Raw genomic sequence first — 14,034 nt, forward strand, 5'->3', positions numbered from 1 at the left:
CTTCTCCGATCTGCGCGAATCGCGGGGGAGTCATTGGCACGTTGGCCGGCTGATCCTGATCGCTACCAAATCGGTGCATCGTCGCGCCTCCCGAACTCAATTGCCAAGCCGAATCGGGAGCCCTCGCAATTCTCAGTTTGTAGAGATTGCGGCCGAATTGTAGAAAAGCCCCGGACACCTGAATGTACGGGGCTTCCTATGAAACTGTGGTGGCCTGGGGCGGAATCGAACCACCGACACACGGATTTTCAATCCGTTGCTCTACCGACTGAGCTACCAGGCCATTATTTCTATCTACGGTCAGGCATTGCGGCCATCGCGTGAAGCCTCGCAGTATACACCAGAAGCCGAGGCGGAAATCAAACGCCCTTCTTGTTGCGGCTGAGATCGACCCCCAGCTGTTTGAGCTTGCGGTAGAGGTGGGTGCGCTCAAGGCCGGTCTTCTCGGCAACGCGTGTCATCGAGCCGTGTTCCTTGGCGAGGTGGAATTCGAAGTAGGACTTTTCGAAGGCGTCGCGGGCTTCGCGCAGCGGGCGGTCGAGTTCGAACACCTGTTCGGACTGCAGGCCCATGCTGACCATGGCCGGCTGGGCGGTGCTGATCAACGGGCTGCTGATGCCGGGGGCACCGTTGCTCATCAGGTCAACGCGGGTGTAGGTCACGGTGCCTGGCAGCGGGCGCGGGGCGGCCTTGACCAGGGCCTGCTCGACGGCGCGCAGCAGCTTCTGCAGCGTGATCGGTTTTTCCAGGAAGGCGATGGCGCCGAACTTGGTGGCCTCGACCGCCGTGTCTATGGTGCCGTGGCCGCTCATCATGATCACCGGCATGCTCAGCTGGCCGGCGGCGCCCCACTCCTTGAGCAGGCTGATGCCATCGACATCGGGCATCCAGATGTCGAGCAGCACGAGGTCGGGCCGCATGCGCTCGCGGCAGGCGCGGGCCTGCGCGGCGTTTTCGGCGAGCTCGATCGTGTGACCTTCGTCACTGAGAATTTCGGAGAGCAGGGCACGTATGCCCAGTTCGTCATCGACTACAAGTATGGTTGCCATGAGTGCCTGCTGTTCACGCGGGCCTGGGCTCGTCAGCGGGGCTGACGGGGCTCGGTGCAGTCGCGAGTTTTGAAAATGATAACGAAACTTGCGAACCGGTCACCGGCTGGGCCTCATCGCCGCGGTCGTGCAAGTTGGTGATGCGTATGCGAGCGCCGTGTTCGTCGGCGATTTTCTTCACCACCGCCAGGCCCAATCCGGTGCCTTTGGCCTTGGTGGTGACATAGGGTTCGAAGGCGCGCTTGAGCACCTTCTCCGGGAACCCGGGGCCATTGTCTATGACTTGCAGGCGCAGCGCACGCAGTTCGCCGGCTTCGTTGGTCGCCACCTCGGTGCGCACGCGCACGCGGCCCTGTTCGCGCTCGGCGGTGGCATCCAGCGCGTTCTGCACCAGGTTGTGGATGACCTGGCGCAGCTGGGTGGCGTCGCCGACGATCTGCGGCGGCGCCACGGCCAGCTCGGCCACCAGGTGGCCGGCTTCCTGCGCCGGCGCGTACAGCGTCAGCACCTCGGCGACCAGCGCATTCAGATCCAGCGGCGTCAGATTGGCGGCGGGCAGGCGGGCGTAGTCGCGGAACTCATTGACCAGCTGCTTCATCGCCTGCACCTGGTTGACGATGGTGCCCACCGAGCGCACCAGCATCGCCTGGTCGGCGCCTTCGAGCTTGCTCTCGAGCTTGTGTTGCAGCCGTTCGGCCGAGAGCTGGATCGGCGTCAGCGGGTTCTTGATCTCGTGGGCCAGGCGCCGCGCGACCTCGCTCCAGGCGGCCGAGCGCTGCGCGGAGACGACCTCGCTGATGTCGTCGAACACCATCAGCCTTGAGTCCTGGGGCAAGACCGCACCCCGCACCAGCAGGGTCAGCACGTCGCGCTCCTTGCCGGTCTGCAGCTCGAAGCTGTCCTGCCAGAGGTCGCGCTCGCCGTCCTCGGGGCTGGACTTGTGCTGATCGAAACGCTGCCACACGCCCTGGGCAAAGGCCTCCAGCTCGGGCACCTCCTCGAGCTTGCGGCCGCGGTAGGCGAACAGCGGCAGGCGCAGGATGCGCGTCGCACCCGGGTTGACGGTCTCGATGCGGCGCTCGTGGTCGAACACGATCACGCCGGCGGTCAGGTTGTCCAGAATCGTCTGCAGATTGGTGCGCGCGCCCTCCAACTGGGCCACGCTGCGCTCGACCATGCCGCGGGCATCGGCCAGCTGCTCGGTCATCTCGGCAAAGCTGCGGGTCAGGCCGCCGAGCTCGTCGCGCGAGGTCAGCACCGGCTTGCGCGTCAGGTCGCCCTTGGCCACCTGGCGCACGCCGTCGGCCAGCAGCAGCAGCGGCCGCGCGAGCTGGTTGCCCAGGGTGACGGCCAGCAGCAGCGCCGCGAACACGGCCAGTATCAGCACCAGGGTCAGCGTGCCGATGTACATGCGGCGCAGGCCGTCGCGCTCCAGCGCGCGCTGCTGGTACTCGCGGAAGGCGGTCTGCACCACCAGCGCGTTGTTGACGATGCTGCCCGGCACCAGCTGCACCACCATCAGATAGCGGTCGCCGCTGCCCAGCGACAGCTCGGCATTGGGCACCAGTGCGATCGCGCGGATGCGGGCCCTGCCCTGCACGGTGGCGGCGTCCTCGTCCAGGCCCTCGAGCTGGCTGACCACGCCGGTCATGCGCACCTGGCGCAGCAGCGAGGTGGCCGGGCGGTCGGGCGTCAGAGACAGCGCATCGCCGCCCACCGTGACCAGGATCTGCCCGCCGGCGCCTATCAGCGACAGCGTCTGCGCCGATAACTGCTCGCGCATGCGCTCCAGCTGCAGCGGCTGCGGGCTGTTGAGGCCCTCGTTGGAGCGCTCCGACAGGCGCTCGGCGGCGCTGCGCGTCTTGGTGCCCAGGTCATTGACCAGGGCGTCCAGGGTGACGCGGCCCAGGTTCAGGCCGGCGTCCAGCGCGGTGGCCAGCCGCTGGTCGAACCAGCTGTCGATCGAGCGGGAGACGAATTGGTAGGAGACGGTGTAGATCAGCACCCCCGGCACCACACCGACGAGCGCAAAGATGCCGGCCAGTTTCAGCAGCAGCCGGCTGCCGAACTTGCCGCTGCGCACCCGCACCACCAGGCGCACGGCGGCCAGGCCGATGACCACCACCAGGGCGGCGGCCACGGCCATATTGACCCAGAACAGCCAGACGTAGTGGCGCTCGAAAAAGCCCCGCTCGGCGGTGGCGCTGATCGACAGCAGAAAGGCCAGCACGCCGCAGGCCCCCGTCACGGCCACCACGGCGACCAGCCACACCCATCGCGCGGATTTGGTCATGGTGTGCCGCGCACGGCCAAGTCAACGGTCATATTGCGCGCGACCTGCAGCGCCCAGCCCTCGGGCGAGCCGAGGCCGATCTGCATCGGCCGCGGCAGCTGGCTGGTGTCGAGCTTGTAGCTGAATTCAAGATAGTGCTTGGCATCGTCCTCGAGCTGGCTGAGCTCGGCAATGCGCCAGCCCTGGGCGCCGCGCATCGCGTTCAGCGCCTCATGCAGCGAGCCATAGGTCTGGTTCAGCCCGCCGGTGCTGACGCGGTACTGCCGCGTCAGCGGCTGCCAGGCCAGGCGCCAGCTGCGGCTGACCCGGGCAATGCGCGCATCGCGCCAGTACCAGCGGCTGCGATAGATGGACACCTCGGCGGTGAAGTAGATCGGCACGCCCTTCTGCAGCGCGTCTTCCACCGGCCGGGGCAATTCATAGACGGTGCTGAAGCTCAGGCTCAGCGCGTCCTCGTCTCGCTCGGCCTTCAGTGTGGTCAGCTCTATGCCCTGGGCCTGCGCCTGCGGCGCGAGCAGCAGAAGCCCGCACAGCAGCAGCGCCCAGGCCAGCAGCAGACCACGCAGCGCGCCCGGCGTGCCCGGAGCACGCCGCGCGAGGGAGGCTGACGATGATGAGACGGCTTGCACGGGCGGGGGATCGGTGAAACGTCAACGGCGTCAGGTCTTGACCAGCAGGGCGTAGAAGAACCCATCGTAAGCCGCCGGCCCGGCGGCCATGCCCGGATTTTCGGGCAGCGGCAGCAGATGTCCGGTGAAGGGCAGGCTTTGCACGCTTTTTGCATCGCCATGGCGTTGCAAAAATGCATCGACCTGGGCCTGGCCCTCGTCCCTGAACAACGAGCAGGTTGCATAGACCAGGCGCCCGCCCGGTTTGAGCAGCGGCCACAGTGCCTCCAGCAGCTCGGATTGTGTGCGCACCAGATTGCCGATGTCGCTGTTGCGGCGCAGCCAGCGCACATCGGGGTGGCGGCGCACGATGCCCGAGGCGCTGCAGGGGGCGTCGAGCAGGATGGCGTCATACGGTTTGCCGTCCCACCAGGTGGCGGGGTGGCGGGCGTCGGCGGCGCTGAGCTGGGCGTTCTGCCGGATGCGATCCAGCGTGTCCTTGACGCGCGTCAGGCGGGTCGGGTCGCTGTCCAGCGCCTGCAGATCCAGATCGGCCAGCTCCAGCAGGTGCGCGGTCTTGCCGCCCGGGGCGGCGCAGGCGTCGAGCACGCGGGCGCCTGCGGCCAGCGGCGCACCGGCCTCGGGCGGCAGGTTGCGGCCGACGACCAGCGGCGCGGCCAGCTGTGCGGCGGCGTCCTGCACCGAGACCTCGCCCTCGGCAAAACCGGGCAGCTGGGTCACCGGCACGGCCCGGGCCAGCACCACCGCCTGCGGCGCCAGCGAGCCCAGCAGGCGGGCGGCAATGCCGCGCTCGGCCAGCCGGGCCACATAGGCCTCGGCCGTGCCATGGCGGGCGTTGACGCGCAAGGTCATAGGCGGATGTTCGTTGCTGGCCTGCAGCACGGCCTGCCACTGCTGCGGCCAGTCCTTGCGCACCCGCTCTATCCACCATGGCGGATGGTTGAACGCGCCCTGCGGATCACGCTGGGCGGCGGCCACCAGCGCCTCCCGCTCGCGCAGAAAGCGGCGCAGCACGGCATTGACGAAAGCGGCATTGGCCGGCGTGCGCTTGCGCGCCGCGGTGACGGCCTGGTCCACCAGCGTGTGATCGGGATAGGGTGGGTCTTTGACCGGCCACAGCAGGGCGATGCCGGTGGTCAGCAGCGCATCGACGGCCGGCGGCGGGTTCTTGGGCACCATCAGCTTGGCCGCGGCCTGGGCCGAGCCCATCCAGCGCAGCACATGGAAGCTCAGCGCCTGCGTGCCGCCGCGCAGTTCGGCCGGGCAGCGGGCCAGCACATCGGTCAGCGAGCGGCCCTCGCGCACCGCCTGCACCGCATCGGCGGTGCGGCTCAGCAGTTGCGACAGGGGCTGGGAGGTGGGGGATGGGCTGGTAGGGGACACCGCGCCAGTGTAGTGGCCCCGCCCATTTCCTCAGGCTTGCAGGGCCCGGGCCTTCGGCTTGAGGCCCAGGCGCCAGCCGCGCTGGTTGGCCACCACGGCCAGCAGTATCAGGCCCATGCCGGCCCATTGGGCGGCGCTGAGGCTGACGCGGAAGTAGGCGAGATCGACGATCAGGGCGACCAGCGGATAGATGAAGGACAGGGCCGCCACCTGCTGCGCAGCCAGACGCTGGAAGGCGGCATACATCAGCGTGTACATCAGCGCCGTGTGCACCAGGCCCAGGGTCAGGAGGGCGGCCAGGCCGGGCACGGTCAGCGTACGGTCCAGCGGCAGGGCCATGGGCGCCAGCACCACGGTGCCTATCAGCATCTGCAGGCCGGCGATCTGGGCCGGCGGCAGCCCCTTCAGCCGCTGCGCGGCGAGCGTCGCGACGGCGTACAGAAAGGCGGCGGCGCAGGCCAGCAGCGCGCCGGGCCAGAAGCCGGTCTGGCCCATGCCGTCCAGCGTGAAACCGGCGCTGAAGCCCACGCCGATGAAGGCCAGCACCAGCCAGGGCAGGCGGGCGCGGTCCAGCTTTTCGCCCTGCAGCCAGGCCGCCAGCACCAGCAGCATGAAGGGCTGGGTGTGATAGACCACGGTGGCCACCGACACGCTGCTGTAGCGGTAGGCCGAGAACAGGCAGACCCAGTTGAACACCAGGGCCAGCGCGCCGATGGCGATCCAGCGCCAGTGGGTGGCCGTCAGCGGGCGCCAGCCTCGGCTGACGCTGAGCCAGGCCAGCAGGCCGGCGCCACCGATCAGGCAGCGGAAGAACACCACCGCCAGCGGCGACTGGCCGCTCTCGGTGACCAGCAGGCCTATGGTGCCCGACAGGACCATGGCCAGGCCCATGCGCCAGCCGCCGCCCGATGTATTGACTTGCATTTTTTTGCCACTCCTTGCGCCAACAGGACGCCGTGGAGGGACTTTCGGTCAACGCCTAAAAACCAACAATATGGCTTTGACTCACAATATCGTTGATTCAAACGCAACAGTTGGGCATGCCATGGAGCTGGTTCCGGAGATGCTGGTGTTCGCCCGTGTGGTCGATGCCCAGGGCTTTTCCAGCGCCGCAAGGCAGCTGGGCCTGAGCACCTCGGCGGTCAGCCGCAGTGTCGGCCGGCTGGAGGCGCAGGTCGGTGCGCGGCTGCTGCAGCGCACCACCCGCTCGGTCAGCGTCACCGAGCTGGGCCGCGAGGTCTATCAGCGCTGTGTGCAGATCGCTGCCCTGGCCCGTGAGGTGCAGGCGCTGGCCGCCAGCCAGGGGGCGGCGCCGGGCGGACGGCTGCGCATCAGCGCGCCGGCAGTGCTGGGCCAGGTCTGGCTGACGCCGCTGCTGCCGGGCTTTCTGCGCGCCTGGCCAGGCGTAGAGCTGGACCTGATGCTGCAGGACCGCATGGTCGACCTGGTCAGCGAGTCCGTCGACGCGGTGATACGCATCACCACCGATCCGCCCCCCGGCCTGGCGGCCCGGCCGCTGTTCGAGACGCGCTACCGGCTGGTGGCCTCGCCCGCCTGGTTGCAGCGCCGGGGCCTGCCGCAGGAGCCTGCGGCGCTGGACCCGCGCGAGCTGATGTACCTGGGCTACGGCTCGTTCGACGACCAGCTGGTGCTGAGCCGCGGGGCGGAGACCCGCCAGCTGCAGATGAAGAGCCGCATCACCGTCTCCAACACGCTGGCCATGCTGGCCCTGGCCCAGGCCGGCGAGGGCATCGCCCTGCTGCCCGACTTCACCGCCGCGCAGGCGCTGCGCGAGGGCTCGGTGCAGGCCCTGCTGCCGGACTGGACGCTGGGCGGCGCCTATCGCCCGCGCCAGGTCTTGCTGCTCTATCCGCCGACGCCCTGGTTGCCGGCCAAGGTGCGGATGTTCATCGACCATTTGGTGGTGGCCGGGCAAGGCCTTGACGATGCGTACACAATGCAGGGCCAAGCTAGAGAACAATGAGGCATCCATGACCGGCGATACGCGCGAGAACCTGCCCCCCAGCGAGTCGGAGACCGGCGCCCTGCCGACCTCCGAGCGCATCCGCTACCGGCTGGTGAATGCCGGCTGCCGCTATCACGCCAACGACAATATCTCGGCCTTCGTCGAAGAGGGCGAGCTCGACCAGATACAGGCCGAGGTGCAGCAGCATCTGCAGGGCGTGCTGCGCGCGCTGGTGATAGACACCGAGAGCGACCACAACACCAACGAGACCGCCAAGCGCGTGGCCAAGATGTTTGTGCGCGAGGTCTTCGAGGGCCGCTATGTGGCGCCGCCCAACGTCACCGAGTTTCCGAACGTGACGCGGCTCAACGAGCTGATGATCGTCGGGCCGATCAAGGTGCGCAGCGCCTGCTCGCACCATCTTTGCCCCATCATGGGCAGGGTCTGGGTGGGTCTGCTGCCCAACGAGCATTCGAACCTGATCGGCCTGTCCAAGTACGCCCGCATCTGCGAATGGATCATGCGCCGCCCGCAGATACAGGAAGAGGCCGTGACGATGCTGGCCAACGAGCTGCAGGAGCGCGTGCAGCCGGACGGCCTGGCCATCGTGATGGAGGCCGACCATTTCTGCATGCACTGGCGCGGCGTCAAGGACGACGAGTCCAAGATGACCAATAGCGTGATGCGCGGGGCGTTCCTGAAGGACGCCAACTTGCGGCGAGAGTTTCTCGCCTTGATCAAGTGATCTGGAGATCCAAATGCTAGTCCGCCTTCTCTACGCCAGCCGCGCCGTCAGCGGCTTCAGCCCTGATGAGCTGAACACCATCCTGAAGCAGTCGCGCTCACACAATCCCGAGCGCGGGGTGACCGGCGTGCTGTGCTACTCCGACGGCCTGTTCATGCAGGTGCTGGAGGGTGGGCGCGATGTCGTCAACGAGCTGTACAAGCAGATCGTCACCGACCCGCGCCACAGCGATGTCGTGATCCTGCGCTACCAGGAAATCACCGAACGCCAGTTCGCCGGCTGGACCATGGGCCAGGTGACGCTGTCGCGCCTCAATCCCGGCCTGGTGCTGAAGTATTGCGAGACCGGCAAGCTCGACCCGTATCACATGTCGGGCCACGCACTGATGGCGCTGTTCAACGAACTGGTAAGTTCCGGCGCAATCGTCTGCAGTTGAATTACAGGGAACGGGCTTCCTTGAAGCCATAGATGCCGGCCAGTATCCGCGTCGGGAACTGGTTCGTCGCCTCGTTGTAGACGCGCACCGCCTCGTTGAACAGCTGTCGCGCGAACGAGCGCTGCTGCTCGATGGCGCGCAGCTCGTCCAGCAGGGGCTGGATGTCGTCCCGGGCGCGCAGCTCGGGGTGCTGGTCCAAGAGGGCCAGCAGGCGGGTCAGCGCGGCCGCATGCACGGCCACCGCCACCGCCAGCTGGGCGACAGGGTCGGCCACGGCGGGCCGGGCCCGCACGGCGGCGGCGGCCGTGTCGCAATCGGTCTGCGCGCTGTGCAGCGCGTCGAAGGCGGCCAGCTCGGTCACCAGCTCCGGCAGCAGCAGCTCCATCAGCCTGGCCACCAGTTTGGCGCGGGTGCTCAGGTGCTGGTCCAGCTGCGCATAGGCATCGCCGATCTTGTTGCGCAGCCGCATGATGCGGTTGTAGGCGCCTATGCCCCAGAACAGCAGCACCGCCGCCAGGCCGACGAGGAACCCCGAGAAACCGCTCACGCGCAGGTCGCCTTGGCGGCCAGATACTCGTCATGACCCTTGCGCCGCAACTCGCAGGCCGGGCAGCTGCCGCAGCCATAGCCCCAGGCGTGGCGCAGGCCACGATCGCCCAGATAGCAGGTGTGGGTGTGCTCGATGATCAGCTCGTTCAAGGCCGGGCCGCCGAGCTGTTCGCTCAGGCTCCAAGTTTCGGCCTTGGTGATGAACATCAGCGGCGTCTCTATCGTCATCGCCGTGTCCAGGCCCAGACTCAACGCCACCTGCATGGCCTTCAGCGTGTTGTCGCGGCAGTCGGGGTAGCCGGAGTAGTCGGTCTCGCACATGCCGCCCACCAGCACCGAGGCGCCGCGCCGGTAGGCCAGCGTGGCGGCAAAGCCCAGGAACAGCAGATTGCGGCCGGGCACAAAGGTGTTGGGCAGGCCGTTGGCCTGCATCTCGATCGCGCGCGATTCGGTCAGCGCGGTGTCCGAGATCTGGCCCAGCAGGCGCAGGTCCAGCAGATGGTCCTCGCCGAGCTTGGCCGCCCAGGCCGGGAACTGTGCCGCGATCTCGCGCCGCACGGTCTGCCGGCAGGCCAGCTCGATGCGGTGGCGCTGGCCATAGTCGAAGCCTACGGTCTCGACCTCGGCATAGCGCTCCAGCGCCCAGGCCAGGCAGGCAGTGGAGTCCTGGCCGCCGGAGAACAGCACCAGGGCGCGACGGTTGGAATTGGCTTCGGGATTCGGCTTCATGGCACGGACGCTGCAGAGGAGTCCCGAGTGTGCCAGGGTCGCTAGATGCGGCTCCGCTGCTGCTCCAGCATCTGGTGCAGCAGGTCCAGCGCCCCGACACATTCCAGCACCGTTCCGGCCATCGCGTTGCTGGGATCGCCCGATGTCACTGCGGCGCGCAACCGGGCCTTCACGGCATCGAACATCAGGTCCCAATCCTCGACGGCGGCTGCCGCGCCTGGGCAGGCATCTGCTTGCATCGTTTGCGTCTGCTTACACATTGGCGCACTGACTTTGTTTGTGGACCATGGGTGCTGCGGGCGACGGCGACGCATAGCACTCGCAGCTGCGCGCCTCCAGGCCGCTGCGGTCCAGCACCGTGAGGCGCCCGCGCCCGTAGCTGATCAGCCCGGCCTTCTGCAGTTTCAGGGCTCCGCCGGTGACGCCTTCGCGGCGCACCCCGAGCATGGCGGCAATGCGCTCCTGCGTGATCACCATCTCGCTGCCCTGCTGCCGGTCGAGATGCAGCAGCAACCAGCGGCACAGCTGCTGGTCCAGCCCGTGATGCCGGTTGCAGGCCGAGGTCTGCGCCATCTGGGCGAACAGCGCCTGGGTGTAGTGCAGCAGCTGCTGCATCAGCGGCTCGCTGTGCTGTGCCTGCGCCCTCAGGGCCGGCGCGCCCATGCGCAGGCCATAGCCCGAGCCCTGCACCACCGCGCTGCTGAGCGAGGGCGCGCCGCCCATGAAGGCACAGACCCCGACCATGCCCTCGTTGCCGACCACGGCGACCTCGGCCGCGGCGCCGCTCTTCATCGTCGAGATCAATGAAACGACGGCGGTGACCGGAAAGTACACATGCTTGAGCAGGCTGCCGGCCTCATGCAGCAGGGTGCCGGCCGGCATTTCCAGCCACTCCAGCTGCGGGCTCAAACGCTCCCAGTCTGCGAGCGGAAGAGCTGAGAGGACCTTGTTCTGCGAGGGTTTGGGCGACATCGGCGACGGTGGATGAGCGTGAATCGCCCTCGATCACCGGCAGGCCGGACTGCCTGCCGCTTTGGGCGTCCGCAATGTAGGTCGCGTCCCGTTGTCGCCGTATGTAGAAAGACATAGCCCGCCGGCCAGGCTTTCAGTTCAGTTCAGTTCAGTTCAGATCAGGGGTCGCGGCGGCGGGTGCCCATCGCCGAACAGATCGGCCAGGCGAGCCAGCGCCTTCACATCGCGCATGAACAGGCGGCCGTCGGCGATGCGGTGCAGGCCGCGGCGCTCCAGCTTGCGCAACGTCTTGTTGGTGTGCACCAGGGACAGGCCCAGGCCGTCGGCGATGTGCTGCTGCGTCAGCGGAAAGGGCACGCCGTTGGCGCCATCGTTCTTCTGCAGCGCCGCGGCCCGCTTGAACAGCAGTATCAGCAGCATGGCGATGCGCTCCTCGGCGCTGCGCCGGCCGACCGACAGCAGGGTGTCGTCGACCAGCGACTCCTCGTGCGCAGTCAGCCAGGTGATGTTGAAGCCCATCGTCGGCGAGCGGCGATGCAGCTCCCACAGCGAGTCGCGCTGGAAGACGCAGAACAGCGCCGGCGTCAGGGTGTCGACGCCATGGGCGGCCGCGTCGCCCATCTTCTGCTGCACGCCGATGAAGTCTCCGGCGAGCAGAAAGCTGAGGATCTGCCGGCGCCCGTCGCTGAGCGTCTTGTAGCGGAAGGCCCAGCCTTCGCGCAGCGTGTAGAGCGGGGCATCAGTCTGCCCTTCGTGGATCAGGGTCTCGTCGGCTTCAAGGCGCACCTCGCGCCGTTTTAGCGACTGCACCAAGTCGACTTCATCGGTGCTGTGCTCAAGAAACAGAGGCAGCGGCCGCAGGGGGCAATCGGCACAGCGGGTTTCGGTCATGGTTCAGCTCATCAGAGGCGGTGACCGCGGGAGGGGACTCCGCCATTGTGGCTGAACGAACGATCTACAGCTCCAGCACCAGCTTCTGACCGCCGCAGGCGCGCGAGCAGCAGCTCATCATCTGCCGGTTGGCCTCACGCTCGGCGCGGGTCAGCACGACGTCGCGGTGATCGACCTGACCGCTGAGCACCGACACCTCGCAGGAGCCGCACAGCCCCTCCTCGCAATCGCTCTGGATGTCCACATTGGCGGCGCGCAACGCGGCCAGCAGGGTCTGGTCGGCGCGCACCGGGATCGTGAAGCCGGAGTCCTTCAGCTCGACCTCGAAGGCCTGCTCCCTGGCCGGGTCCAGCGTGCCCACCGTCGAGACGAAGTGCTCGACGCGCAGCGCGTCCTCGGGCCAGGCGGCGCAGGCCTGCGCCAGCGCATCAAGCATGCGCACCGGGCCGCAGGCGTAGATCTGCGTGCCGGCCTCGGGTGTGGCGAGCAGCGCCTGCAGATCGAGGCGGCTGCCCTCCGCGCTGACGTGCACGTGCAGCTGCTCACCATGCAGGGCCGCTAAATCGTCCAGCATCGCCATGCCGGCGCGCGAGCGGCCGCAATAGTGCAGCTGATATTCGATGCCCAGCGCATGCGCACGGCGCGCCATCGCGCTGACCGGCGTGATGCCGATGCCGCCGGCGATCAGGATCAGCCTTTGCGCCGACTCATCGAGCCGGAAGTGGTTGCGCGGCCCGCGTATCTTCAGCCGGTCGCCGACCAAGACCCGCCCATGGACCCAGGCCGAGCCGCCGCGGCCCGCGGCCTCGCGCAGCACGGCAATCTCCAGCGCGCGCTCGTCGGCCGGGTCGCCGCACAGCGAGTACTGGCGCGACAGCTCGGCGCTACCGCACTCCACATCAATGTGCGCGCCCGGTGCCCAGCGCGGCAGGGCCTGGCCATCGGGCGACACCAATCGCAGCTTGATGACGCCCTCGGCCAGCGGCGTGATGGCCTCGACGATCACCGGTCGTGTGATCGCGTGCTTGGACGGCTCGCCGATGCGCACCGGCTGCTGCCTGCGCAGCAGCTCGGGCGTGTTCCGCTCGGGGTTCAGCGCCGCATCCCACTCGACCCACAGATGCTCGGGCCCGCGGAACGAGGTGTTGGGCACATAGCTGAAGGTCTGCTGCGCCAGGCGCATATGGGGCAGCCGGCGCGTGAACTCTTCCAGGAAGATCTGCATCTCCATGCGCGCCAGGTTCTTGCCCATGCATTGGTGGGCGCCGTAGCCGAAGGTCAGGTGCTCGCTCGCGTTGTCGCGGCGTATGTCGAACAGGTCGGCGTCGGCGAAGTGGCGTTCGTCGTGATTGGCCGACGAGGTGACGATCAGCAGCTTGGAACCGGCCGGAATGGCGATGCCGTCGATGACCACATCGGTCGTTGCCAGGCGCCGCCAGGCCGCCACCGAGCCGTTGTGGCGCAGGCATTCCTCGACGGCATTGGGGATCAGGCTCGGGTCTTCGCAGATGTCTTGCCAGGCCCTCGGGTGCTGCAGCAGCAGCTTCATCGCATTGGCCGTGGCATTGGCCGTGGTCTCGTGGGCGGCGACGATGCCGGCCATCATCATCGAATGCAGGTACGAGTCGGTGACGACCTCGGGGTGCAACACCTGCTGGCGTATGCCGTATTTCATCCAGCCCGGGCCCGAGGGGTCGAGCCGCATCTTGGCCAGGATCTGGCCGGCCAGCTGCCAGAAATTACCCACAGCATGGGCCACTGCCACCTGCTCCTCCGGCTTGGGCCGGCCCCAGGTATTGACGGTGTGGGCGATGGAGTAGCGGCGCAGCGCGTCCATGTCTTCCTCGGGCACGCCGAGGAAGTGCAGGGCTACCGTCAGCGGCACCTCCCACAGCAGCTGGTCGACCAGATCGGCCCGGCCGTCGTTGATGAAACGGTCCACATACTGGCGCGTCAGCTCCCGCACCATCGGTTCATGCGCCTTCAGCGCCTCGGGCGTGAACGGCTCCATCAGCACGCGGCGGCGCGGCATGTGCGCCGGCTCGTCCTCGTTGACCAGGGTGCGGTTCATCGCATAGCCATAGCTGGCCAGCACCGCATTGGCCTCGGGGCCGGTCGGTGTGATCTTCTCCAGCGCAATCGAGGGGCTGAAGGTGATGTTGTCGCGGAAGATGGCCTTGATGGCATCAAACCGCGTCACCACCCAGTAGCCCAGCTGCGGGCTGAAGAAGGTGGGCTCCTGTTCGCGGGCCCAGCGCAGGTACTCGGGCGGGTCCTGCTGATAGCCGTCGCCGAAGGGGTCGAAGGCCATCGCCTGGACACTGACCGGGCAGGTGCCTGCGGCGGCAGGCGCCATCGCGGCGTGGGGGAAGGGGCAGGTGGCCATGGCGCG

14 protein-coding genes and 1 tRNA gene are annotated in these 14,034 nt (G+C 67.8%); 3 read left to right on the forward strand and 12 right to left on the reverse strand.

Going from position 1 to position 14,034, the window contains the following annotated elements; translation table 11 throughout:
• Positions 1-207: 207 nt before the first annotated feature.
• The 6 genes from DES47_RS08545 to DES47_RS08570 all read right to left on the reverse strand — a co-directional run bounded on the left by DES47_RS08545 (position 208) and on the right by DES47_RS08570 (position 6,278).
• Positions 208-283 (reverse strand) — tRNA-Phe (locus DES47_RS08545).
• Between the two features lie 76 nt (positions 284-359).
• Complete coding sequence (locus DES47_RS08550) at positions 360-1,049, reverse strand: response regulator (protein WP_133700256.1); 690 nt, start codon at positions 1,047-1,049, stop codon at positions 360-362.
• 13 nt (positions 1,050-1,062) lie between these two features.
• Entirely contained in the window at positions 1,063-3,342 is a 2,280-nt protein-coding gene (locus DES47_RS08555; RefSeq protein WP_133700257.1) for a sensor histidine kinase, read from the reverse strand.
• Positions 3,339-3,971: a DUF4390 domain-containing protein gene (locus DES47_RS08560; RefSeq protein ID WP_243748218.1), complete on the reverse strand. Its 633-nt coding sequence runs from the start codon at positions 3,969-3,971 to the stop codon at positions 3,339-3,341. Before DES47_RS08560 ends, DES47_RS08555 begins: the two co-directional genes overlap by 4 nt.
• Positions 3,972-4,001: 30 nt before the next feature.
• Positions 4,002-5,354 carry a 16S rRNA (cytosine(967)-C(5))-methyltransferase RsmB gene (gene rsmB, locus DES47_RS08565; protein WP_133700258.1) on the reverse strand — a complete coding sequence of 451 codons (1,353 nt, stop codon included), beginning with the start codon at positions 5,352-5,354 and terminating at the stop codon, positions 4,002-4,004.
• 30 nt (positions 5,355-5,384) lie between these two features.
• Positions 5,385-6,278, reverse strand: a complete 894-nt coding sequence (locus DES47_RS08570) for a DMT family transporter (protein WP_243748219.1) — start codon at positions 6,276-6,278, stop codon at positions 5,385-5,387.
• A 121-nt stretch (positions 6,279-6,399) separates the two neighbouring features.
• Here DES47_RS08570 and DES47_RS08575 point away from each other — a divergent pair, with 121 nt between their 5' ends.
• Genes DES47_RS08575 through DES47_RS08585 form a run of 3 tightly spaced genes read left to right on the forward strand, consistent with a single transcriptional unit; the run spans position 6,400 to position 8,501 of the window.
• A complete protein-coding gene (locus tag DES47_RS08575) occupies positions 6,400-7,338 on the forward strand; it encodes a LysR family transcriptional regulator (protein WP_133700259.1) in 939 nt (312 codons plus the stop codon).
• A gap of 7 nt (positions 7,339-7,345) precedes the next feature.
• Entirely contained in the window at positions 7,346-8,065 is a 720-nt protein-coding gene (gene folE / locus DES47_RS08580; RefSeq protein ID WP_133700260.1) for a GTP cyclohydrolase I, read from the forward strand.
• A 13-nt stretch (positions 8,066-8,078) separates the two neighbouring features.
• Positions 8,079-8,501, forward strand: a complete 423-nt coding sequence (locus tag DES47_RS08585) for a BLUF domain-containing protein (RefSeq protein ID WP_133700261.1) — start codon at positions 8,079-8,081, stop codon at positions 8,499-8,501.
• A gap of 1 nt (position 8,502) precedes the next feature.
• Here DES47_RS08585 and DES47_RS08590 read toward each other — a convergent pair whose 3' ends face one another.
• The 6 genes from DES47_RS08590 to DES47_RS08615 form a co-directional block, all read right to left on the reverse strand.
• Positions 8,503-9,048 (reverse strand): LemA family protein, encoded by a 546-nt coding sequence (locus DES47_RS08590; protein WP_133700262.1) that lies wholly within the window; start codon positions 9,046-9,048, stop codon positions 8,503-8,505.
• Positions 9,045-9,779: a 7-cyano-7-deazaguanine synthase QueC gene (queC, locus tag DES47_RS08595; protein WP_133700263.1), complete on the reverse strand. Its 735-nt coding sequence runs from the start codon at positions 9,777-9,779 to the stop codon at positions 9,045-9,047. Before queC ends, DES47_RS08590 begins: the two co-directional genes overlap by 4 nt.
• 41 nt (positions 9,780-9,820) lie before the next feature.
• Positions 9,821-10,018 carry a hypothetical protein gene (locus tag DES47_RS08600; RefSeq protein WP_133700264.1) on the reverse strand — a complete coding sequence of 66 codons (198 nt, stop codon included), beginning with the start codon at positions 10,016-10,018 and terminating at the stop codon, positions 9,821-9,823.
• A gap of 13 nt (positions 10,019-10,031) precedes the next feature.
• On the reverse strand, positions 10,032-10,688 hold the full coding sequence (locus DES47_RS08605; protein WP_425057417.1) for a Crp/Fnr family transcriptional regulator: 657 nt from the start codon (positions 10,686-10,688) through the stop codon (positions 10,032-10,034).
• Positions 10,689-10,904: 216 nt separating this feature from the next.
• On the reverse strand, positions 10,905-11,642 hold the full coding sequence (locus tag DES47_RS08610; RefSeq protein WP_243748220.1) for a Crp/Fnr family transcriptional regulator: 738 nt from the start codon (positions 11,640-11,642) through the stop codon (positions 10,905-10,907).
• A gap of 64 nt (positions 11,643-11,706) precedes the next feature.
• Positions 11,707-14,028, reverse strand: a complete 2,322-nt coding sequence (locus DES47_RS08615) for a cytochrome P450/oxidoreductase (RefSeq protein ID WP_133700266.1) — start codon at positions 14,026-14,028, stop codon at positions 11,707-11,709.
• Positions 14,029-14,034 lie beyond the last annotated feature (6 nt).

Origin of the sequence: Roseateles toxinivorans (assembly GCF_004362525.1) — a bacterium.
Classification (GTDB): domain Bacteria; phylum Pseudomonadota; class Gammaproteobacteria; order Burkholderiales; family Burkholderiaceae_C; genus Paucibacter; species Paucibacter toxinivorans.